Here is a 21,396-nt window from a genome sequence, read left to right as displayed (position 1 = left end):
CAGCCCAGGAGCTACTTGCTCTTGTCGTCGCCGTTCAGGCTCGCTGCGATATTGCGAACCGCGGTCTTGGCGTCGGTCGCAACCTTCGCGGAGGAATCCCCCGACTTGGCTGCAGCGGCGTCAGCGGCATCCGCCGAAGCCTCGGCCGCCTTGTCGGCTGCGGCAACCGTCGCGTCGGCGGCGTCGCTGACGCTTTCCTTCACGGTCTCCTTGACGTCGCTGACCGTAGTGGCCGGAACCGGGGCCGGAGTCACGGGCGTGACCGGGGCCGGCGTCTTCCACGGGTCCTCGATCGGCTTGGATGCCTTCCAGGCGGCGACGCCGGCGGCCACGGCCGCGGCGATGACGCCGAAGATAAGGAAGCCGCGGTGCTTGGGCTTCTGCGGCTTGCCAAGCTCACCGGTGACGGCACGGCTGGCTTCGGCGGCGGCGGCCTTGATCTGCTGGCCGGCGGACTGCGCCTGCCCCTGGATGTTGTGGACAACACCGGAGTCAACCAGCCGCTGTGCCACAGCGTCCACGTGCGCCGGTGCGCCTTCCAGGGTGCGGTGCACGGCGTCGGAGGCGTGGCCGATCTGGTCCGAAAGCTTGGGCAGGTATTCGACGACGACGCGGTCACGGGCGTTGGCGATCACCGGGGTGGCCTTGTCCAGGGCATCGTGCAGCCGGGGGGTGGCGCTTTCGACGGCATCGTGGATCTTCGGCGCCAACTGGGCCAGCCCGTCCTGAATGCGGGGGGTCACAGTGGCGACGCCGTCGGCCAGGTTGTGGGCCGCCGACTTGAGGCCCTCCTGGATCTTGGGAGAAGCGGTGTCCAGGCCCTGCTGCAGACGCGGAACAGCCCAGTCGACTGCTGCTTCGACCCGCGGGCCTGCCCAGTCCTTGGCGTTTTCTACTGCGGTGCTGACTGACTGCTCCAGCTCACGGGCAATACGATCCGTTTTCTTCACAACTACCTCCCGATTAATGTGACGGTTCTGCAGTTAGCCTACGTGTCCGGGACCCCACCGGCTATTCTCAGGCCCGATTTCGGCTGGATTTCACCCAGCGCGGAACTGACTCTGCGGCCCTGTGCGCGAACCCCTGCCGTGGAAGAATAGGGCCATGACTGCCATCGCAACCGCAAAAGCAACCATTCACACGAGCCTGGGCGACATCGTCGTCAACCTCTTCGGTAACCACGCGCCCAAGACCGTCAAGAACTTCGTCGGCCTGGCCACCGGTGAGCAGGCCTGGACCCACCCGGAAACCGGTGAGGACAAGACCGGCACGCCGCTCTACAACGGCACCATCTTCCACCGCATCATCAAGGACTTCATGATCCAGGCCGGCGACCCGCTGGGCCGTGGCGTCGGCGGGCCGGGCTACAAGTTCGACGACGAAATCCACCCGGAGCTGACCTTCAACGAGCCCTACAAGCTGGCCATGGCCAACGCGGGCATCCAGATGGGCCGCGGCACGAACGGATCCCAGTTCTTCATCACCACCATCCCGACCGGCTGGCTGCAGGGCAAGCACAGCATCTTCGGCGAGGTCGCGGACGATGAGTCCAAGAAGGTCGTCGACGCCATCGAAGGTGTCCGCACGGGCATGGGCGACCGCCCGGTCGAGGACGTCGTCATCAACAGCATTGACGTAGAACAGCTCTAGCCCACGCCATGAGCTACGGAATTCCGGCGGCAGAGCCGTCCGCGCAGATCCCGGTGTGCCCCCGGCACCCGGACCGGCCCGCCTACGTGCGGTGCCAGCGGTGCGGGCGCCCTGCGTGCCCCGACTGCCAGCGGGCGGCCGCCGTCGGATTCCAGTGTGTTGACTGTGTCAACGAAACCAAACGTACGACGCCGACGGCCCGCTCGGTCTACGGCGGCGCCGCCGCCCTGGGGAAGCCGCTGGCCACCTTAGGGATCATCGCAGCCTGCGTCCTCGTCTACGTGCTGCAGTGGATAGTTCCCAACGACGGGATCTACCAGAACTTCGCCTTCGCCACGGTCTACGCCAACCCCGCCTACGGCGCCTTCGAACCTTGGCGGATGCTGACCTCGGCCTTCCTTCACTCGCAAGGCTTCATCCTCCACATCGTGCTCAACATGTACATGCTGTGGATGTTCGGCCAGGCGCTGGAACCCCTCCTCGGGCGTGTCCGCTTCCTGGCGCTCTATCTCTTGTCAGCCGTTGGCGGATCCGCAGGCTATCTGCTGCTGACACCGGCCTACGCACCGGGCCAGGCCCTCACCGGCGTTGTCGGTGCCTCCGGCGCCATCTTCGGCCTTTTCGGCGCCATGCTGGTGGTCCAGCGCCACCGCGGCGGCGACACCAGGCAACTATGGGTCCTGATCGCCATCAACGGCGTCATTGGCTTTGTCATCCCCCAGATCGCCTGGCAGGCCCACCTTGGCGGCCTCATCACTGGAGCGCTGAGCGCCGCGGTGATCGCCTACGTTCCGCGGGGCCGTCGCCAAGGGCTCCTTCAGGCCGCCGGACTTGCCGTGGTGCTGTGCCTGCTCGTCGCAGCCACCGCCCTGCACGCCGCGGCCACCTCGCTGCCGGCCTAGGCGACCCGCCCTGCGCTAGGGCTGTGGGTTTCCGCTACGGTTCCGGACGGAGGCGCCCCGGGTCCGGGATGCGCCGGTCCAAAACTGCCGCGCTTTTCCGTAGGCCCTGCCCCCGTATGTTACGCGCCATCTCCGGCGTGAAACTTTTCCACAGGGGTTATCCACATTGTTGGTAACTTACATGCCTGTAGTTCAACCGACGATGCCGGCTCCGACCGCCACAGCTGGCAAATCCCGCGCAGCTCACCCGCCACTCTCCACACCTGTGGATAACTTGCTGGGGACCGCCTGTGGTTAAGTGGACAACCTCCGGCCGGACGCAGCGCGCCCGGGGACTCTCCGCGCGGACCCGCCACAACCGTCAGCCCAGGCGGACCCGTCTCCCCCCGGCCAGCCCCTGCTCCAGCCGCTGCCGCCGCCGTCAGCCGCCAGGGCCGGAATCACCCTTCCAGGCCCTCCCAGCCCTGCACGCCAGGGCAGCCTAAGCGACTGCGATCGCGGGAGGGATCCTATTTATCTGATTTATAGGCCGTTATTCACAGGGTTGTTCACATTGTTAATAACTTGATCCTCTGAGTATCGCCGTGGAAAACGCGCCATTCCGGGCTTTTCCGGGGCCGCCGGCCAGCGGCCAGCGGCCACTTATCCCCAGCTGTGGATAAGTTGTGGGTAGCGGCCTGTTATTAAGTGGACAAGTATCCCAAGGCACACCCGATGCAACCCGGTGCACAGAGTGGAGAGCTGGGCGACGGCGCAACCGGCCAGGCAAAGGGTCGAAGGCGGCCACCTCGGCTCCAACTGCGGTTATCCACAGACCGTCCACAGTGTTAATAACTTACAGGTCTGTGATTCAGCGGAGGGACCGGGTCTCTATCCCCTGATTTGGGTGCGCGGGCGGGCCAACGCGGACCGTTTTCCCCGGGCCGCGATCCGCCCGGGCTATCAACAGGCTGTGGATAACTTTGGGCTGCTTGTGCACAGCTGTGGACCCGGTGGGCTGCGACTAGCGGAGCCAGACGCCCGAGGTGCCGCGCCGGTGGCTGTCGAGCAGATGGGTGTCGACCATCCCGATGGCCTCCATCAGGGCGTACATCGTGGTGGGGCCGACAAACACGAAGCCGCGCTTGCGCAGGGCCTTGGACAACGCGACCGACTCCGGGGAGCTCGTGGGGATCTCTGCCAGGGCCGTCGGCTCCGGGGAGTTGTCAGGCTGGAAGCCCCAGACGAAGTCCACCAACCCCCCGTCGTCCCTGAGGTCCACAGTGGCCTGGGCATTGGTGATCGTTGCCCGGATCTTGAGCCGGTTGCGGACAATGCCGGCGTCCTGCAGCAGGCGCTCGACGTCGTCCTCGGTAAAGGCGGCCACTGTCTCAGGGTGGAAGTCGGCGAACGCGGCGCGGAAGGCGGGGCGCTTGCGGAGGATCGTCGCCCAGGACAGGCCGGCCTGGAACGCCTCGAGGCTGATCCGTTCGTAGAGCCCCTGTTCGTCCCGGACCGGGAGCCCCCACTCGCTGTCGTAGTAGTCGCGCAGGAGCGGGTCTGTGGCTGCCCAGGCCGGCCGGGCCAATCCATCGTCGCCGATGATGCAGCCACTGACGTCGGGGGTCATCTGGAATCCTTTGCTGGAGAGTTTGCCTTCCAGCATTATCGCCCGACCAGCCGACGCTAACGGCGCGGGCTTAACGCAGCAGGCCGGCACACTCTGTGTGCCGGCCTGCTGCGAAGGGGAATGCGGGGTTCAGGAACGCCAACGCGTGGTCATCAGGAAGCCGACGATGGCGATGCCGAATCCGGCGACGATGTTCCACGACGCCCACTCCCTGACCGGGAGGGTGCCTTCGCTGATGTAGAAGGTGATGATCCACAGCAGTCCGATGATCATCAGGCCGAACATCACCGGCTTGAACCAGACGGGGTTGGGCTTATAGGCCTGCGTCGCAGAAGTCTGCTGCGCGACGCTGGCAGTCCTCTTTCGCGGCTTCGACTCGGGCACGGGTCCTCCTTGGCGGGCTGGATGAGGAGCGGGTGCCTCGGCTTGATATCCTGCAAGAAAAGGAACAGCCGGCGGTCAACGCGCTCTTGGTGGAGTTTGAAATCCTAATCGCAGCCAATTCTAGCTGTAGTTAAGGCCACACTCCGCCCGCTGCGAACGCCCAGAGGAGAGGCCACGGTGCTGCAGGAGAAGGCGGAATTTCTGGCCGCGCCTGCGCGGGGCGGCGGCGAAGTTCCGCGGAGCGCGGTGTCCCGCGCCCTTCAAGTTGCCGGGGAGTTGCTCCTGACGGCAGGGGTGGTCCTGCTGTTGTTTGTCGCCTGGCAGCTTTGGTGGACCAACCTCGACGCCGATGCCCGGCAACGCGAGGTCGTCAAGGATTTCGCGCGGGAGCTAAACGGACCGGGCACCCCCCGGCCCAGTGGCGCGAGCACCGGCGTGGACGGTTCGGCCGGCCCTGCCTCCGCCGGCCCGGGTCCAGCCCCTGTCGCTTCCGAGCCGGCAGCCGGCACTACGATCGGCGTCGTTTACGTGCCGCGCTTCGGCGCCGGGTACACGCGGCCCGTCGTGCAGGGAACCACGCCCGAGGTACTGGACTCGCTGGGGCTCGGACACTACGACGGCACCGCGATGCCCGGCGCGGCGGGAAACTTTGCGCTGGCGGGGCACCGGCAGACCCATGGAGCTGTCCTGGACAATATCGACTCCTTGGTCCCGGGCGACAGGATCTACGTGCAGACCCGGGAGGGCTACTACGTCTACCGGTTCCGCAACAGCGAGATCGTTCTGCCTTCCGCCACGGACGTCCTGCTGCCTGTCCCGGCGCAGCCCTCGGCCAAACCGACGGAAAGCTACCTCACCATGACCAGCTGCAACCCGCGCTTCGGTTCGCAGGAGCGGATCATCGCCTATTCCCTGCTGGAGCGCTGGCAGCCCGCTTCCGCGGGGCCACCGGCCGAAATAGCAGCCCAGGTGGCCCGCACCCTCGGGGAGGGTTAGACGATGTACGGATGGATCTTCCGCAGGCTTCCCGGACCGCTATGGCTGCGTATCGTCACATCGCTGGTGTTGCTGGCCGGCGTGCTGGTATTGATGGTTCAGTTCCTATTTCCCTGGATGGCGCAATTCAGCCCGTTCACTGATTCGACGATTGGCTTAGCAAGGCACCCATGAGCACAACCAAAATCCTGGTCGTAGACAACTACGACAGCTTTGTCTACACCCTGGTCGGCTACCTCCAGGAGCTCGGCGCGGAGACAACCGTGGTCCGCAACGACGACGTGACGCTTGCCGAGGCGATCGAGATGGCCGAAGCCCGCGACGGCGTCCTGGTCTCGCCCGGACCCGGTGCGCCGGCCGACGCAGGTGTCTGCATCGAGCTGATCAAGTGGTGCGGCAGCCACAACAAGCCCATGCTGGGCGTCTGCCTCGGACACCAGGCGCTGGCGGAGGCCTACGGCGGGCGCGTTACGCACGCCCCCGAACTGATGCACGGCAAGACCTCGCTCGTCGAACACCACGGGACCAGCGTTTTCAGCGGCCTGCCGTCGCCGTTCACGGCGACGCGGTATCACTCCCTCGCCGCCGTGCGGGAAAGCATCCCGGAGATCCTGGAGGTCACCGCTGAGACGGCCACCGGCGTCGTGATGGGACTGCAGCACCGCACGGCACCGCTCTGCGGCGTCCAGTTCCACCCCGAGTCGGTGCTCACCGAGGGCGGCTACCTGATGCTCGGGAACTGGCTTGAGTCACTGGGCATGGCGGGGGCCGCGGCGCGGGCCGCGGCCCTGAGCCCGCTCATCCAGCACTGAACCCGGCGCGCTGCTAGGCGCCGGGCCCCAGCAGCTTGCCGACGCCTTCCGTGACGTCCGTCTGGGTCGGCGAAGGTGTGGGCGAAGGGGTAGGCGTCGGCGGGGGCGGAGGCGGCGGGGCCTTGGCCACGGTTACGGTAATCGCCTTGCCCTGCTCGACGGCGGCCTGCGCGGCGTCGCTTTGCGCCGTCACCTTGCCCGGCTGGACCTGCGTGTTTTCGACTTCCTTGATGATGGCGAGGAGCCCGACTTTCTTCAGTGCAGCCTGCGCCTCCGCCTTCGGAAGGCCGATGAGCTGCGGCACCGCAACCTTGCCGGTGGACACGATGAGTTCCACCGTGCTGTCCACGGCCACGGTCTGCGCCGGCGCCGGGTTGGTCGTGATGACGATGCCCGCCGGCACATTGGGGCTGTTGTCCAGGGTGGTTTTCGGGGCACCGGTCAGCCCTATCCGGCGCAGCTCGTCCCGGGCATCCGCCTCGGTCCGGCCCGGCAGGTCCGCGGGGATGGTGATCACACTGGGGCCCTCGGAGATATTGAGGGTGATCTCGGAATTGCTTTCCAGCGAGCTCCCGGCCGTGGGCACGGTGCCGACGGCGATGCCCTTGGGGACGGTCTCGTGCTGGATGCGCTTCAACTGGGGCTTGAGCCCGGCGTTGTAGAGCCTTTGCAGCGCCTCGGATTCGGTCAGCGACGTCACCGCGGGGACGTCCACCTTGGCTATGGGCGCAGGCCGCTGGTTGACCATGTTGTAGAGCCACAGACCGCCTCCGGCCAATACCAGCAGCGTGAAGATCAGCAGCGTCGCCGTCCACATCCGGCGGCGGGACTTTTGCCGGGGGGTGGGTTCGCGTTCGGCCGGAAGGCTCAGCTCGAGACTGTCGGTGTCGGGGTGACCGTGCGGAGCCGAGCCGGACTGGGCGAGTGCCTCGTCCTCCGCGGCGGTCTGTTGCGGCGTGATGCGGCCGGAAGGGACGTCATCGAGGAACTTGGCCCCAGTCAAGGCGAAGGCGGCCGTGGGCGGCGCCTGCTCCGTGCCCGCGACCGTGTTGTTCGGGTCTGTCGGCGCCTCACTGGCCGGCAGGGCCGCCACGGCGACGCCGCTGCGGGCCGCCCGGAGCGCGCGCCGGAATGCAGCCGCGTCCTGGAACCGGTCGGCCCGGTTCTTTTGCAGGGCCTTGGCCAGCACGCTGTCCAGCGCCGCGGAAACTTCAGGGTTCAGGCTGCTGGCCGGTTCCGGAATCTCACGCACATGCTGGTAAGCGACCGAGACCGGGCTGTCGCCGACGAACGGCGGGCGTCCGGTCAGCATCTCGTAGAGCAGGCAACCGGCCGAGTACAGGTCGCTGCGCGCGTCGACTGTTTCGCCGCGTGCCTGTTCGGGAGAGAGGTACTGGGCCGTTCCCACCACGGCCTGCGTCTGCGTCATGGTCGCAGAGGAGTCGGCCATGGCGCGGGCAATCCCGAAGTCCATCACCTTCACGCTGTTCGAATCCGGGCAGAACATGACGTTGGCCGGTTTGATGTCGCGGTGCACGATCCCGGCCTTGTGGCTGTAATCGAGGGCCGCCAAAACCCCCAGCGAGAAGTCTATGGCCTGGTCGATCGTGACTTCCTTGGCCCTGATCAGGTCGCGGATGGTCTTGCCCGAGACGTACTCCATCACGATGTACGGCACCCGCACGGTGTCGTCGTGGCCACCGGGGACGGCATGGTCCCCGGTGTCGAAGACGGCGACGATGGAAGGGTGGTTCAGCGCCGCGACGGCCTGGGCCTCACGCTTGAACCGGGCCTGGAACTGCGGGTCCCGCGCCAGGTCCGGGCGGAGCAGCTTGATGGCCACGGTTCGTCCCAGCCGGGTATCAATCCCGCGGAACACGTCCGCCATCCCGCCGCGGCCAATCAGCTCACCCAGCTCATAGCGCCCGCTGAGGACGCGCTGGGCCGACGCCGGGCTGCTGTCCTCCCGGTGCGATGGAGTGCGGGGTGAAGTGGACACGGGCGCCTACTTGGTGGTGCTGACGCTCGGCGAGGGAGAGTCCGAGACGGGCGCCGGCGCGGTGGCAAGGTGATAGGTGACCACGGAACCGGCGGGGACCTTCTCGCCTGATCCCGGCTCGGAACTGACAAAGGTGCCCTCCTGCTGCGTTCCGTCGCCTTCGACCGGAGCACCCTTCTGCCAGCGCAGCCCGGCCCCCTCGATCGCGCGCTGGACGGCTGCCTCGCTGGCCCCCGTTTCCAGCGTCGGAACGGTAACCTTTTCCGGTCCCTTGGAGTAGCTCACCGTGATGGTTTCACCCGGCTGTACGGGGCCGGAGGGATCGATGTCGATCACCGTGTCGGGGGCGGAGGGGTCCGCGATGGGGTTGCCCTTGACCTGAAGGCCCAGGCCGTTCAGTTCCGCCCGGACGTCGTTATAGGGGCGGCCCTTGTAGGCATCCGGAATCAGGTTGATGGCGGCCGGCGTCGACTCAGTTGGCGTGGCCGAGCTGCTGGAGGGGCTGGGGCTCGGGCTCTTGGACGTCGGCGCGGCGCTTGTCGTACTGGCCTTGGCGCTGGAGCTGGTGGCGGCCGGGGACGAGGGGAACAGGATCCCGGCCTGCGACAGGACCACTCCCACCAAGGCAAACAGAACGAGCAGGATCAGGGCGATCAGCGGCCAGGTCCAGGGGCTGCGGCCTTTCCGCCGTGGCTCTTCCTCTTCCGGTTCGTAGCCGTCATAGTCCTCTTCCTCAGGTATCCAGCTGCGTTCCGCGGCCAGCGCATCCGCGCGGGACAGGGCACTGCGTGCGCCATGTCCGCTTGCCGCGGCGGCCCCGGCCGCCAGCCCGGCTGCGGCACCCGCGCCGGCGGCGCCGATCACCGGCAGCGCCGACGTCGACTTGTCCTCAGCCGCGCTGGCGCCGATGACACCCGTCGCTGCGGTGGGGACGTTCACCGGTGCGGTAATGGGGCCGGTGGCTGCTTCGAAGAGGAGCATGCCCGGAACGGCCGCGTGCGCGGCCGCGATGTCGCCGTTGCGGATGGCATCGGACGCTTCGGCGAGCTTGATCGCATCGGCCGGGCGATTCTTGGGGTCCTTGGCCAGCATCGACATCAGGAGCGCGCGGACCGGCCTGGGAAGGCTGTCCGGCAATGGCGGCGGGGCGTCGTTGACCTGGGCCAGCGCAATCGCAATCTGGGATTCGCCGGAGAACGGACGGTGCCCCGTGAGGCATTCGTAGCCGATCACGCCGAGCGAGTAGATGTCGGAGGCGCCGGTCGCGGTCTGCCCGGTGGCCTGTTCCGGGGCGAGGTACTGGGCCGTGCCCATCACCTGGCCCGTCTGCGTCAGCGGAACCTGGTCGGCCAGCCGCGCGATGCCGAAGTCGGTGACCTTGACCCGGCCGTCCGGGGTGATGAGCAGGTTGCCTGGTTTGATGTCCCGGTGCACCAGGCCCTGGGCGTGGGCGACGGACAAGGCTCGTGCCGTCTGGGAGATCATCGACAGGGTGCGGTCCGGCGAGAGCACCTGCTCATGCTCGATGATGCTGCTGAGCGGCTGTCCGGGAACGAGTTCCATGACGAGGTAGGCGGAGCCTTCTTCCTCGCCGTAGTCAAAAACGTTGGCGATGCCCACGTGGTTCAGCAGGGCGGTGTGCCGCGCTTCGGCCCGGAAACGCTGGAGGAACCCCGGGTCGCCGGTGTATTCCTCCTTGAGGACCTTGATCGCGACGATCCGGCCAAGGATCAGGTCCTTGGCCTTCCAGACTTCTCCCATGCCGCCGATCGCAATGCGTGTGGTCAGCTGGAATCTGCCGCCGAGGGTGATTCCCGATGTAGGCCTCACTTATTCAACACCGCCTCAAAAATCTTCTTCGCGTTCGGACTGGTTAGATTTGCGCCGGTGGTGATGTCCACGCCTTGCATGACAATCGTGACGGCCACTTGCGGGTCATTCGCCGGGGCGAACCCGGTAAACCATGAATTGTTCAGGCCCGTGCCGAGCTCGGCCGTGCCGGTCTTGCCTGCCACCTCGACGCCGGGCACCGCGGCGCCGCGGGCGATGCCTTCGCTGACGACGCTGGTCATCCATTCGCTGATCTGGCGGGCGATTTCCGGGCTCGTGGAGGTCCGGAGTGCCTCGGGCTTGGGCTCGTTGAGAATCCGCAGATCGGGGGACCGCAGGGCCTTGATCAGGTTGGGCTTCATCTGAACGCCGCCGTTCGCGATGGCCGCGGTCATCATGTTGATCTGCAGCGGCGTGGCACGGACATCCCGCTGTCCGATGGCCGACTGCGCGAGCCCGGCGTCGTCCAGCGGCTCGCTCGGGAAAGTGCTCTTTGCCATCTGGAGCTTCAGCTGGTCGCCGAAGTCCTGCCCGAAGCCGAACTTGCTGGCTTGTTCTTCGATCGCCTTCTGGCCCAGGTCGATAGCGATGCTGGCGAACGGGGTGTTGCAGGACTGCTGGAGGGCGAACGCGAACGAGGCGGTGTTCCGGGTGTAGCAGTTGCCGCCGGCGTAGTTCGGCAGCTTGTACTGGATTCCCGGGAACGGCATCTCGGCCGGGTTGGGCAGCACGCTGTCCTTGTTGTACTTGCCGGAACCCAGGGCCRCCGCCGTGTCGATGATCTTGAAAACGGACCCCGGAGCCAGCAGCGCGCCGGTGGGACCGCTCACTGACTGGTTCAGGTTGATGCCCGGGATCTTGTTCAGCTTGGTGATGTTCGCCGCTTCGGCGTCGGAATCCTGGGTGGCCACCAGATTGGGGTCATACGAGGGCTTGGACACCATGGCCAGGATCGCACCGGTCTTCGGGTTGGACACCACGATCGATCCGCGCTGGCCCTCGGGGATCAGGTCATAGGCAAGCTTCTGGATTTTCGGATCCAGCGTCAGCTCGACTGAGGCGCCCTTGGGCTGGTTGCCGAGGAACAGCTGGCCGACCCGGTCCAGGAACAACTGGTCCGAGCTGCCGGCGAGCTGTTCGTTCATGGCCAGTTCCATGCCCGTCAGGCCGTAGTTCTTCGAAAAATAGCCGGTGATGCCGGCGTAGAGCTCCGGCTGCGCGTAGGTGCGCTGGAACTGGCAGCTCTCGCTGCCCGCCACGGACTGCGCCACCGGCTTGCCGCCGACGATGATKGCACCGCGGTCGTTGCAGTAGTTCTGCAGCAAGGTGCGCTTGTTCCACGCGTTGGCTTTGAGTTCATCGGCGCCCACCACCTGGACATAGCTGAGCGCACCGAAGATCAGCGCGAACATCGCGATCGCGGCGATCCAGGAGTTGCGAATGGCCTGGTTCACGGGAGTTTCACCGCCTCGGTGGGAGCGTCTGGACTGGTGCTGGTGCCGCGGGCCGGTGCCGTGGCAGGCTTCGGCGGCATGGCCGGAGTCTCATTCTGCAGCCCAGGATCCTGGCCCGGCGGGAGGGGCGTGGTGTCCACCGGCCCGCGTGCGGTGTGCGAGATCATCAGCAGCAGGCCAACGATGATCCAGTTCGCCAGCAGGGAGGAGCCGCCGGCCGCCAGGAAAGGCGTCGTCAGGCCGGTCAGCGGGATCAGGCGCGTGACGCCGCCGATCACCACGAAGCACTGCAGGGCGATGGCGAAGGACAATCCGGTGGCGAGCAGTTTGCCGAACGCGTCCCGGGTTCCGAGCGCGGCGCGGAAACCGCGGGTGAAGAGCAGCAGATACATCAGCACGATCGCAAAGACGCCGATCAGCCCGAGTTCCTCGCCGAAGGAGGCGACGATCATGTCGCTGTTGGCGAACGGGACGAGGTTGGGGCGGCCCTGGCCGAGGCCGGTGCCGACGAGGCCGCCGTTGGCCATGCCGAAGAGCCCTTCGACGATCTGCCGGCTGCCGCCGAATTCCCGCCCGTAGACCTCCTCGGTGAACGCATTGAGCCAGCCGTCGATCCGCAGTGCCACGTGCGAGAAGACCTTGGACGCCACGAAGCCGCCGGCCACCATCAGGACGACGCCGATGATCACCCAGCTGATCCTGCTGGTGGCGACGTAGATCATCACCAGGAACAGGCCGAAGAACAGGATCGAGGTGCCGAGGTCGCGCTGGAAGATCAGCACGCCAATGCTGACCAGCCAGGCGGTGATCATGGGGCCCATGTCCTTGAACCGGGGGAACTGAAGGGGCCCGATCTTGCGTCCGGCCAGCAGGATGAGGTCCCGGTTGGAGGAAAGGTAGCCGGCGAAGAAGATGGCGAGGGTGATCTTCGCGATTTCGCCGGGCTGGAAGGTCATGGACCCGAGTTTGATCCAGACACTCGCGCCCAGAACCTCGCCGGCGGAGATCCCCGGTACCAGCGGCAGGATCAGCAGCACTGCGCTGACCGCGAGGGAAATGTACGTGAAGCGGCGCAGGATCCGGTGGTCCTTCAGGAACCAGATGACGGCGATGGCCACGGCCATCGCCACCAGGGTCCAGCGCAGCTGGTTATTGCCGGTGTCTTCCCCGACGCGGTCGAGGCGGTGGATCATTGCCAGGCCAAGGCCGTTAAGCGCGACGACCAGGGGAAGTATTACCGGATCGGCGTATTTTGCGCGGATGCGGAGCACCAGATGGAAGGCCAGCGCCGCGGCCGTGAGCAGGCCGGACTGGAACCAGAAATCGGTGTCGAAGGCCTTCTGCCGGTCGACGCCGACGAGGGCGTTGGCACCGATCCCCACCGCGAGGGCAAGGACCAGCAGCACCAGCTCGGCGTTGCGGCGCGGCTTGGGCGTGGGATCGATCGGCGTCATTTGCCCCCCTCGCAGTAACTCGGCGACGGCGAGGGCGTCGGGGTCGGGGAAGCCGATTTGGAACGGGCGGCCGCGCCGGATGTGGCCCGCCCGGTCGCGCTGGCGCTCGGCGTGGGGGAGGGGGTCAGGCACTCGTCGGCCGGCGCCGTCGTGCCGGTGCGCTCAAGGTTCTTGACGATCCGTTGCGCGTCGTAGAGGTCCCGCGCGGGAACGGTCTGGCGTACACGCTGCTGCGAGAACTCTGGCAGGTCAGACATCCGGATATCGGTCACCGTCTCGAGGGTGGAAAGCGGAATGGGGCCCAAGCGCTGGGAAACCCCGTTGAAAATGGCAACTCGCTGATCGTGCTCCCCGATGTAGTACCGGGTCTGCGTCCAGGCGTAACCAAGCCAGAGGCCGATACCCAGCACGGCCACGATCGCCGCGGCGATGGAGATTGTCAGCCAGCGCCGGCGCCTGACCGGCGGTTTGTACTCGTCGGCGTCTTCCCTGTCCGGCTCCGCCTTGTGCGTTAACACCGTTGCGGCCCGGCGGGCCACCGTGCGGCCAGCGATGGAGGGGATGGAGCCGGAGGCCGCGGCGGAGGCCGCCGCGCCGACGAGTTCATGCGGACGGGTTGAGAGTTCCTCACGCAGGACTTCGGCGGACAGGTGCTCGCCGAGATGCGGATCGGTGGAGGGCTCTGGCTCCTTGGCCGGGCCGGCGGCCTCCTCCGGGGTTTTGTCTGATCTGCCGGCCGAGTAGTCGTCTTTGGCGTTCTCGGAAGCCTTGCCGGCATAGGTGCTGCCGGCACTGCCGGCCGGTGGTGCGGCCGGTGGTGCGGTCTTCGATGCCAGTGCTGTCGCGGCGACAATTGCCGGGACGACCTGGACGGCGGCGGTGTTCACGTCGTCCGGCGTCTGTTCCGCGATGTCCACCATGACGACTGTCACGTTGTCCGGGGAGCCGGCCTCCAGGGTGAGGTCAACAAGCTTTTCGGCGCACTCGCGCAGGCTCTTGGTCTCCCGGACCGTGCGCTCAACGACGTGGCCGGCAACGTAGTTCAGCCCGTCGGAGCAGAGCAGCCAGCGTTCCCCGGGTTCGACGTCGAGGACGTCCAGATCGAGTTCCGGGCTGGCGTCGACGTCGCCGAGGACACGCATGAGCACGTTCTTGTGCGGGTGCGTCTCGGCCTCTTCGGGGCGCAGCCGGCCCTCGTCGATGAGCCGCTGGACGAAGGTGTGGTCCACGCTGACCTGCTCGAACTTGCCGTTGCGCAGCCGGTAGGCGCGCGAATCGCCGATGTGCGCGAAGTGGAGCTTGCCCCCGGCCAGCAGCAGCGCGGTCACGGTGGTCCCCATGCCGGCGAGTTTCGGGTTCATGTGGACCAGCTCGGAGAGGAGCGAGTTGGCGGTCTGGATCTCGTCAGCCAGGACGGTGTCGGCCTCGCCGGCCTCCGCGTCGTAGTCATCGCGGTCCAAATGGATCATGTCCAGGACGGTGGCGGCGGATGCCACGTCACCGCCGGCGTGCCCGCCCATGCCGTCCGCGACGACGGCGAGGTGGCGGCCGACGTAGGCGGAGTCATCGTTTTTCGCGCGCACGCGGCCGACGTCGGAGCGCGCGGCGTAGCGCATGATGAGCGGCCGCTTCAGGGCAGTTGCTGCCTTGTCTGCGGGGGATTCGGGGGCAGCCATGGCTACGGCCTCAATTCAATGACCGTCTTGCCGATTCTCACGGGGACACCCAGCTCCACCGGAAGTGCCCGGGTCAGCTGTTGATCTGCCAGATACGTGCCGTTGGTGGAACCGAGGTCCTCGATGAACCAGCGGCTGCCCTGCGGGAACAGGCGTGCGTGCCGGCCGGAGGCGTAGTCGTCCTCCAGGACCAGGGTGGCTTCCTGTGCCCGGCCCAGCAGGATGGGGCTCGCGGCCAACGGAAGGGTGGTGCCTTTCAGCGGGCCTTCGGTGACGACGAGCTGGCGGGCCTGCTGCTTCACCGGGGCCGGGGCAGGTTCGGCCAGTGCAGGGTTCCGGCGCACCTGCCGTGCGGTGGGGGCACCGGCGGCGGCTTTGCGGCCGATCATGAGGTCGCGGCGCATGGCTGAGACGATGCTGAAGATGAGCACCCAGAGCAGGATCAGGAAACCAAAGCGCAGGGCGGTGATGGTCAGTTCACTCACGGGCGGCCGCCCGGGTTGGCGGGCATCAGGCGGAAAATGATTTTGGTCCGTCCCATCGTGATCGTGGCGCCGTCGGTGAGTTCCGAACTGCCCACCACTTTGTGGCCGTTCACGTAGCTGCCGTTCGTTGAGCCCAGGTCGATGGCCTGCGCTGCGCCCTGGCCGGTACGGATCTCCAGGTGTCGGCGCGACACTCCAGTGTCGTCGATCAGGATGTCCGCTTCGGAGGAGCGGCCCAGGACCACCGAGGGTGCATTCAGCGAATACCGCTGGCCGTCGATGTCAAGCACCGGCTGGAGGCGGCCGGGCTGCCGGGTCGGGGCTGCGGGCATGGTGCCCTGGCCGCCGGGCTGGGCGGGGGCTCCACCGGCCTTTTCGGTCCGGGACGTGATTTCGAAATCGCCGGCCCGGCGGTCCTCGTCGCGGCGGAAGCTGATCCGCACCGGACCCTGGAGGGTGTATCCCTGGCTGCGGACGTGGTTGATGACGACGTCGCACAGTTCTTCCGCGAGCGGGGTTCCCCACTCCTGGGCCCGCTGGAAATCGTCGCCGCTGAGCAGGACATCGAAAACGTTGGGTGCAAGGGTGCGTCCCGCGGCGACGGTGAGGGCCTTGTTGTCCACTTCGCGGCGGAGGTGGCTGGCGATCTCGACCGGCTCAACCTGGGCGCGGGAACCGGTGGAGAAGACTCCGCGGACGGCCTTTTCGATGCCGCGCTCGACTTTGTCCAGCAAGCCCATGGTCCTTCTCCTTTCCTGGCAGCTGCGGGGCAGCGTTTGTTCCGGAACTCGGTTTCCAACATTCGCAGGAGTCCGCCGTAACCGGGCACTCCTACATCAGATACTACTGGGCAAGGCTGGGAATGGCCTTAATGCGGCCCGCCGCTGCGGTCGGGATATTTGCGTCTGACCGGCCCTGACGTGCGCGGATGTCCGGGAGCCCACTGCGGGTGGGCTGGCGCCGCGGGGGACTGGGCAGGCGGGTTCCGGGTGCCTTCGTTGCGGCGGTTTGGCGCCCCCGGAGTCCCGATTGGTGTTTTCCCGCAGTTGTCCGTTATGCTTGATCTCGCTGCTTTTACGAGGTTGCTGGTCCGGATTCCGGGCCTCTGCCGGGTGAAAGAAGTTGCGCGCGAGTGGCGGAACGGCAGACGCGCTGGCTTCAGGTGCCAGTGTCCGAAAGGGCGTGGGGGTTCAAATCCCCCCTCGCGCACGCAAATGAAAGAACCCCGGTCTTCGGACCGGGGTTCTTTTTTGTTTGATGCCGCGTCTCAGTCAGATTCCGGGCTTCGTTGGGCCGCCCGGCCGGTCCGGCGCCACCGTCCTACCCCCGCAGCGCCCCGAAGCCCTCGATCAGCGCTTCGAGTCCCAGGCCGAAGGCCACGTCCGCCTGGTTCGCGTAGCCCTGCTCGCCCAGGCTGGCGACGGCGGCGGAGAAGTTCGGCGTCTCGGCCGCCAGGCTGCCGGAATCAAAGATGTCCGCCGGTGCCGTCACGTCGTAGGCGGAACCGAAGATGAAGGACTCCAGGGCCACGATTGCCGAGATGATGCGTTCCTGCGGGAACCCTGCCCGGCGGAACCCCGCGCTGACGGCCTCGTACATGGCGAGGGTCTTCGGGGCGTCGGCCACCGGAAGCACCGCAATAACCGGGATCAGCGGGGTGTGCCGCGAGAAGACGTCGCGGTAGCTCCAGGCCCAATCGCGCACCGCCTGGTCCCAATGCTCGGTCTCGAAGGCCGACACGTCCACGAATGACGTCAGGTGGTCCTGGATGAGGACCAGCACCTCCCGTTTTGAGGACACGTGGTTGTACAGCGCCGACGGCGCCACGTTCAGCGAGCGGGCCAGGGCTGCCATGGTGAAGCCGTCGTAGCCGCTTTTGCGCACCAGTTGCAGGCCGGCCGCGGTGATGCCGTCCTGGTCGAGGACGGCCGAGGGGGGCCTGCCCACCCGGCGGCGCGGTTTGGCGTCGGGTCGGTGCGGATCCGCGGTGGCGCTTTTGGCTGCCGGCATTGCGGGCCTTTCTACTGGGCTGTCCTCTGGACTATTCCACGGATTATTCCACCGGATGCGATCTTGCGCCGGGGTCTTCCCTCTTTCCAACGTTACCGCTATAGTCGTACTAAATGAATGGCATTCATTTAGTGGTTCGCATCACTCCGCGGCCACAGAGAGGACATCATGCTGGAACTTGACCGCGACGTCGTCATCGTTGGAGCCGGGCCGGCCGGGCTGACCGCAGCACGGGAGCTGCAGAAGGCCGGCCTGAGCGTTGCCGTGCTGGAAGCCCGCGACCGGGTGGGCGGCCGCACCTGGACGGACACGATTGACGGCGCCATGCTGGAGATCGGCGGACAGTGGGTTTCGCCGGACCAGACGGCGCTGCTTGAGCTCCTCGATGAGCTCGGCCTGAAGACCTACGACCGCTACCGTGACGGCCAGTCCGTCTACATCGGTGCCGACGGCAAGCGCACGCTGTACACCGGTGACTCCTTCCCGGTCAGTGACACCACTGCCGCTGAGATGGACAAACTGACCGCGCTGCTGGACTCGCTCGCCGCGGAAATCGGCGCCACCGAGCCGTGGGCGCACCCCAAGGCCCGTGAACTGGACACCATCTCCTTCCACCACTGGCTGCGCCAGAACTCCTCCGACGAGGAAGCCTGCAACAACATCGGCCTGTTCATCGCCGGCGGCATGCTGACCAAGCCCGCGCACGCTTTCTCCGCCCTGCAGGCCGTCCTGATGGCGGCTTCGGCGGGTTCCTTCACCCACCTCACCGATGAGGACTTCATCCTGGACAAGCGCGTCGTCGGCGGCATGCAGCAGGTCTCGCTGCTGCAGGCGGCGGAACTGGGCGACGACGTCGTCCTCTCCAGCCCGGTGCGCACGATCAACTGGGATGAGAGTGGCACCGGACACCGGGTGACTGTGGTGTCGGACCGCGCCACCGTGAACGCCCGCTTCGTGATCATGGCTGTGCCGCCGAACCTCTACTCCCGGGTCTCCTACAACCCGCCGCTGCCCCGCCGCCAGCACCAGATGCACCAGCACCAGTCCCTCGGCCTGGTCATCAAGGTGCACGCCGTCTACAGCACGCCGTTCTGGCGCGAGGACGGACTGTCCGGCACCTGTTTCGGGGCTGACGCGCTGGTCCAGGAGGTCTACGACAACACCAACCACGAGGACCCCCGCGGCACCCTGGTGGGCTTCGTCTCGGACGAAAAGGCCGACGCCATGTTCGAACTCAGCGCGGAGGAGCGACGCCGCGCCATCCTTGAATCCATCGCCGGCTTCCTGGGCGAGAAGGCCCTTGAGCCGGAGGTCTACTACGAATCCGACTGGGGTTCGGAGGAATGGACCCGAGGTGCCTACGCCGCCAGCTACGACCTGGGCGGCCTGCACCGCTACGGCAAGGACCAGCACGCGCCGGTGGGTCCGATCTACTGGGCTTCCTCCGACCTCGCGGCCGAGGGGTACCAGCACGTGGACGGCGCAGTGCGGATGGGGCGCCGGATAGCCGCCCGGATCACCGCCGCTGCCGACCGCATGCCGGCCGCCCGCTAGCCCCCGAAAAGCACGTCCCTTCAAATCAATCCTTGTCCCAGAACCCTATCCAAGAAGTCAGAGAGGTCGGCCAGATGCGCTACGTAGTGGGGTATTCCGCCAATGCCAGAGGCCGTGATGCCGTCAATCTGGCCGTCTCCCTGGCCCGCGGCCGTGGAGCGAGCCTGGACCTGGTGGTGGCCATCCCGGATGCCGGAGTGTTCAACGCGGCCCACGCGCCCGCCGCGGGCTATGACAGCTACCTGCACCAGCAGGCGGGGGAATGGCTCGACGAAGCCCTCTCCCTCATCCCGGCGGACGTCCCCGCCAAGGCCCATGTGCGCAGCGGGGAATCCGACGCACAGACCCTGATCGAGGCCTGCGACGAGTTCCAGGCCGACATGCTTATCATCGGGGCCACCAGCAGCGGGCTGTTCAAGCGCTTCACCGTCGGCTCCGTGGCCAGTGCGCTGCTGCACGCTGCAACGGTCCCGGTGGCACTGGCTCCGCACGGCTACCACCGCCGGGACGCGCTTACCCGCGTCAGCTGCGGGCTCGGCAGCCGTGCCGGCGCCGAGAAGCTGCTGGATTTCGCCGTCTCCATGGCGGTGAACCGGGAGGTGCCGTTGCGCGTCGTGTCGCTGCTGACCCTGGATGCCGGTGACTCGGACGAGGCGGCAGATGCCGCCCGCGAGTACGCCAACAAGCACCTCGCGGCGGCCCTCCCGGCCGCTTCGTCGGGCGCCGCGCCGGCCGCGAAGGCCGACGTCGTGGTGGCCCAGGGCCGCAGCGTCGAAGAGGCCGTGGACCGGCTGGACTGGGAAGACGGCGAGATCCTGCTGATCGGATCAAGCCGCCTCGCCCGGAGCCGCTCCATCTTCCTGGGCAGCACGGCCAACCGCATCCTGCGCGCCCTGCCGGTGCCGATGATCGTGGTCCCCAGCGACTACGAGCTCAAGCACCAGAACCAATCACCGTCGATTGACACCTCCCGAGAGGCACAAGCATGAGCACTGAACACGCGACCGCCAAGGCCGCAGCACACAGCAAGCAGGACCACGGCCTGAGCGAGAAGGGACTTAAGGCCGGATCGGTGGGGCTGATTGGCGCCGTCGTCATCGGCGTCTCCTGCATCGCACCGGCGTACACCCTGACCGCGGCCCTGGGCCCGACGGTTTCCGAGGTCGGCGTCCACCTTCCGGCGATCTTCCTGGTGGGCTTCCTTCCCATGCTGCTGGTGGCCTTCGGTTACCGCGAACTGAACAACGCCATGCCCGACGCCGGCACCTCGTTCACCTGGGCCTCGCGGGCTTTCGGCCCGTGGATCGGCTGGATGGGCGGTTGGGGGCTGATCGCGGCGACCATCATCGTGCTGTCCAATCTGGCCGCCGTCGCCGTGGACTTCTTCTACCTCATGCTGGCCCAGCTTTTCGGCAACCCGGAGCTGGCGGACCTGACCACCAACCTGCCGCTCAACATCGCCACCACGCTGGTCTTCATTGCCCTGGCGTGCTGGATTTCCTACCGGGGCATGGAAACCACCAAGACCGTCCAGTACGTTCTGGTCGCCTTCCAGCTGCTCGTGCTGGGCTGGTTCGCCGTTGCGGCCTTCAGCCACGTGGCGAACGGCACGGCTTTTGACGCCACCGCCATCGCGCCGGACTGGTTCAACCCCTTCGCCGTCGAATCCTTCTCCGCCTTCGCGGCCGGCGTTTCGCTGTCCATCTTCATCTACTGGGGCTGGGACGTCACCCTGACCATGAACGAGGAGACCCGGAACCCGGAGAAGACCCCTGGCCGCGCGGCCACCGTGACGGTGCTGGTCATCGTGATCATCTACATGACCGTCGCGCTGTCCACCCTGGCCTTCGCCGGCGTCGGGACCGAGGGCCTCGGCACCGGCAACCCGGAGAACCAGGGCAGCATCTTCGCCGTCCTCGCCGGACCCGTGATGGGCCCCTTCGCGATCCTGATGTCACTGGCCATCCTGAGCAGCTCGGCCGCATCGCTGCAGTCCACCTTCGTTTCCCCGGCCCGCACCCTCCTGTCGATGGGCCACTACAAGGCGCTGCCGCACAAATTCGGCAAGATCAGCCCCAGCTACAAGTCCCCGAGCTACGCCACCATCGCCTCGGCCGTGGCCGCCGCCGTGTTCTACGTCGTCACCCGGACCCTTTCCGAAAATGCGCTGTGGGACACCATCACGGCCCTCGGCATGATGATCTGCTTCTACTACGGCATCACCGCCCTGGCCTGCGTCTGGTTCTTCCGCGCCCAGGCCTTCAGTGGAGCGCACTCCTTCTTCTTCAAGTTCCTCGCTCCGCTGCTGGGCGGCGTCATCCTGCTGGTGATGTTCTTCAAGACCGCCTACGACTCGATGGACCCGGAGTACGGCTCCGGTTCATCCGTCGGCGGCCTGGGCCTGGTGTTCATCCTCGGGATGGGCGTCATCCTGCTGGGTGCGGTGCTCATGCTGGTGATGGCCAAACTCCGCCCCGAGTTCTTCAAGGGACAGGTCCTGACCCGCGGCAACTGACCAGAAGTAAGCCGGAATCCGGACAGTCGAAGGTCCTCCTTCCACCAGCCCTGCGTGTGCGCCTTG

General features: G+C 66.8%; 19 protein-coding genes and 1 tRNA gene. 9 read left to right on the top strand and 11 right to left on the bottom strand.

What is annotated here, in order from left to right; genetic code table 11:
- Window positions 1-11 precede the first annotated feature (11 nt).
- Window positions 12-950, bottom strand: coding sequence for a hypothetical protein (locus tag AC1DGE_RS08965; protein ID WP_476917302.1), 939 nt, complete (start codon window positions 948-950; stop codon window positions 12-14).
- Between the two features lie 154 nt (window positions 951-1,104).
- Between AC1DGE_RS08965 and AC1DGE_RS08960 the strand changes: the two genes are divergently transcribed.
- Together AC1DGE_RS08960 and AC1DGE_RS08955 are read left to right on the top strand one after the other, a co-directional pair.
- A complete protein-coding gene (locus AC1DGE_RS08960; protein WP_441419124.1) occupies window positions 1,105-1,650 on the top strand; it encodes a peptidylprolyl isomerase in 546 nt (181 codons plus the stop codon).
- 8 nt (window positions 1,651-1,658) lie between these two features.
- The gene (locus tag AC1DGE_RS08955) at window positions 1,659-2,552 is read left to right on the top strand and encodes a rhomboid family intramembrane serine protease (protein ID WP_476917301.1); all 894 of its coding nucleotides are present in this window, start codon (window positions 1,659-1,661) and stop codon (window positions 2,550-2,552) included.
- A gap of 1,003 nt (window positions 2,553-3,555) precedes the next feature.
- Here the strand turns inward: AC1DGE_RS08955 and AC1DGE_RS08950 are convergent.
- Both AC1DGE_RS08950 and AC1DGE_RS08945 read right to left on the bottom strand, forming a co-directional pair.
- Window positions 3,556-4,161 (bottom strand): DNA-3-methyladenine glycosylase I, encoded by a 606-nt coding sequence (locus AC1DGE_RS08950; protein ID WP_476917300.1) that lies wholly within the window; start codon window positions 4,159-4,161, stop codon window positions 3,556-3,558.
- A 129-nt stretch (window positions 4,162-4,290) separates the two neighbouring features.
- Window positions 4,291-4,545 carry a cell division protein CrgA gene (locus tag AC1DGE_RS08945; protein WP_441419121.1) on the bottom strand — a complete coding sequence of 85 codons (255 nt, stop codon included), beginning with the start codon at window positions 4,543-4,545 and terminating at the stop codon, window positions 4,291-4,293.
- A 180-nt stretch (window positions 4,546-4,725) separates the two neighbouring features.
- On the opposite strand from AC1DGE_RS08945, the gene AC1DGE_RS08940 reads away from it, so the two are divergent.
- Genes AC1DGE_RS08940 through AC1DGE_RS08930 form a run of 3 tightly spaced genes read left to right on the top strand, consistent with a single transcriptional unit; the run spans window position 4,726 to window position 6,353 of the window.
- Window positions 4,726-5,541, top strand: coding sequence for a class E sortase (locus AC1DGE_RS08940; RefSeq protein WP_476917321.1), 816 nt, complete (start codon window positions 4,726-4,728; stop codon window positions 5,539-5,541).
- A gap of 3 nt (window positions 5,542-5,544) precedes the next feature.
- Window positions 5,545-5,715 carry a hypothetical protein gene (locus AC1DGE_RS08935; protein ID WP_476909589.1) on the top strand — a complete coding sequence of 57 codons (171 nt, stop codon included), beginning with the start codon at window positions 5,545-5,547 and terminating at the stop codon, window positions 5,713-5,715.
- Window positions 5,712-6,353: an anthranilate synthase component II gene (locus AC1DGE_RS08930; RefSeq protein WP_476917299.1), complete on the top strand. Its 642-nt coding sequence runs from the start codon at window positions 5,712-5,714 to the stop codon at window positions 6,351-6,353. Before AC1DGE_RS08935 ends, AC1DGE_RS08930 begins: the two co-directional genes overlap by 4 nt.
- A gap of 13 nt (window positions 6,354-6,366) precedes the next feature.
- On the opposite strand, the gene pknB is transcribed toward AC1DGE_RS08930, so the two are convergent.
- From pknB to AC1DGE_RS08895, 7 genes are read right to left on the bottom strand one after another with little or no spacing between them, the layout of a single operon-like run.
- Window positions 6,367-8,352 (bottom strand): Stk1 family PASTA domain-containing Ser/Thr kinase, encoded by a 1,986-nt coding sequence (pknB, locus tag AC1DGE_RS08925; protein ID WP_441419118.1) that lies wholly within the window; start codon window positions 8,350-8,352, stop codon window positions 6,367-6,369.
- A gap of 6 nt (window positions 8,353-8,358) precedes the next feature.
- Window positions 8,359-10,182 carry a protein kinase domain-containing protein gene (locus AC1DGE_RS08920; RefSeq protein WP_441419117.1) on the bottom strand — a complete coding sequence of 608 codons (1,824 nt, stop codon included), beginning with the start codon at window positions 10,180-10,182 and terminating at the stop codon, window positions 8,359-8,361.
- Window positions 10,179-11,636, bottom strand: coding sequence for a peptidoglycan D,D-transpeptidase FtsI family protein (locus tag AC1DGE_RS08915; RefSeq protein WP_476917298.1), 1,458 nt, complete (start codon window positions 11,634-11,636; stop codon window positions 10,179-10,181). Before AC1DGE_RS08915 ends, AC1DGE_RS08920 begins: the two co-directional genes overlap by 4 nt.
- Entirely contained in the window at window positions 11,633-13,090 is a 1,458-nt protein-coding gene (locus AC1DGE_RS08910) for an FtsW/RodA/SpoVE family cell cycle protein (RefSeq protein WP_476893468.1), read from the bottom strand. The genes AC1DGE_RS08915 and AC1DGE_RS08910 overlap by 4 nt, the downstream gene beginning before the upstream one ends.
- Window positions 13,087-14,766: a PP2C family protein-serine/threonine phosphatase gene (locus AC1DGE_RS08905; protein WP_476917297.1), complete on the bottom strand. Its 1,680-nt coding sequence runs from the start codon at window positions 14,764-14,766 to the stop codon at window positions 13,087-13,089. The genes AC1DGE_RS08910 and AC1DGE_RS08905 overlap by 4 nt, the downstream gene beginning before the upstream one ends.
- 2 nt (window positions 14,767-14,768) lie before the next feature.
- A complete protein-coding gene (locus tag AC1DGE_RS08900; protein ID WP_056736728.1) occupies window positions 14,769-15,251 on the bottom strand; it encodes an FHA domain-containing protein FhaB/FipA in 483 nt (160 codons plus the stop codon).
- A complete protein-coding gene (locus AC1DGE_RS08895; RefSeq protein WP_441419113.1) occupies window positions 15,248-15,991 on the bottom strand; it encodes an FhaA domain-containing protein in 744 nt (247 codons plus the stop codon). The genes AC1DGE_RS08900 and AC1DGE_RS08895 overlap by 4 nt, the downstream gene beginning before the upstream one ends.
- Before the next feature lie 386 nt (window positions 15,992-16,377).
- Between AC1DGE_RS08895 and AC1DGE_RS08890 the strand changes: the two genes are divergently transcribed.
- Window positions 16,378-16,460, top strand: a tRNA-Leu gene (locus AC1DGE_RS08890).
- Window positions 16,461-16,571: 111 nt separating this feature from the next.
- Here AC1DGE_RS08890 and AC1DGE_RS08885 read toward each other — a convergent pair.
- Window positions 16,572-17,261, bottom strand: a complete 690-nt coding sequence (locus AC1DGE_RS08885; RefSeq protein ID WP_476917296.1) for a TetR/AcrR family transcriptional regulator — start codon at window positions 17,259-17,261, stop codon at window positions 16,572-16,574.
- A 168-nt stretch (window positions 17,262-17,429) separates the two neighbouring features.
- Between AC1DGE_RS08885 and AC1DGE_RS08880 the strand changes: the two genes are divergently transcribed.
- The 3 genes from AC1DGE_RS08880 to AC1DGE_RS08870 all read left to right on the top strand — a co-directional run bounded on the left by AC1DGE_RS08880 (window position 17,430) and on the right by AC1DGE_RS08870 (window position 21,330).
- Window positions 17,430-18,815 (top strand): flavin monoamine oxidase family protein, encoded by a 1,386-nt coding sequence (locus AC1DGE_RS08880; protein ID WP_476917295.1) that lies wholly within the window; start codon window positions 17,430-17,432, stop codon window positions 18,813-18,815.
- A 74-nt stretch (window positions 18,816-18,889) separates the two neighbouring features.
- Window positions 18,890-19,804, top strand: coding sequence for a universal stress protein (locus AC1DGE_RS08875; RefSeq protein WP_476893465.1), 915 nt, complete (start codon window positions 18,890-18,892; stop codon window positions 19,802-19,804).
- The gene (locus tag AC1DGE_RS08870) at window positions 19,801-21,330 is read left to right on the top strand and encodes an APC family permease (RefSeq protein ID WP_441419109.1); all 1,530 of its coding nucleotides are present in this window, start codon (window positions 19,801-19,803) and stop codon (window positions 21,328-21,330) included. The genes AC1DGE_RS08875 and AC1DGE_RS08870 overlap by 4 nt, the downstream gene beginning before the upstream one ends.
- Window positions 21,331-21,396 lie beyond the last annotated feature (66 nt).

It is taken from the genome of Arthrobacter sp. 05N425 (assembly GCF_056397125.1).
The sequence above is the reverse complement of the archived record's forward strand: the minus strand, read 5'-3'. Positions and strand labels throughout refer to the sequence as shown.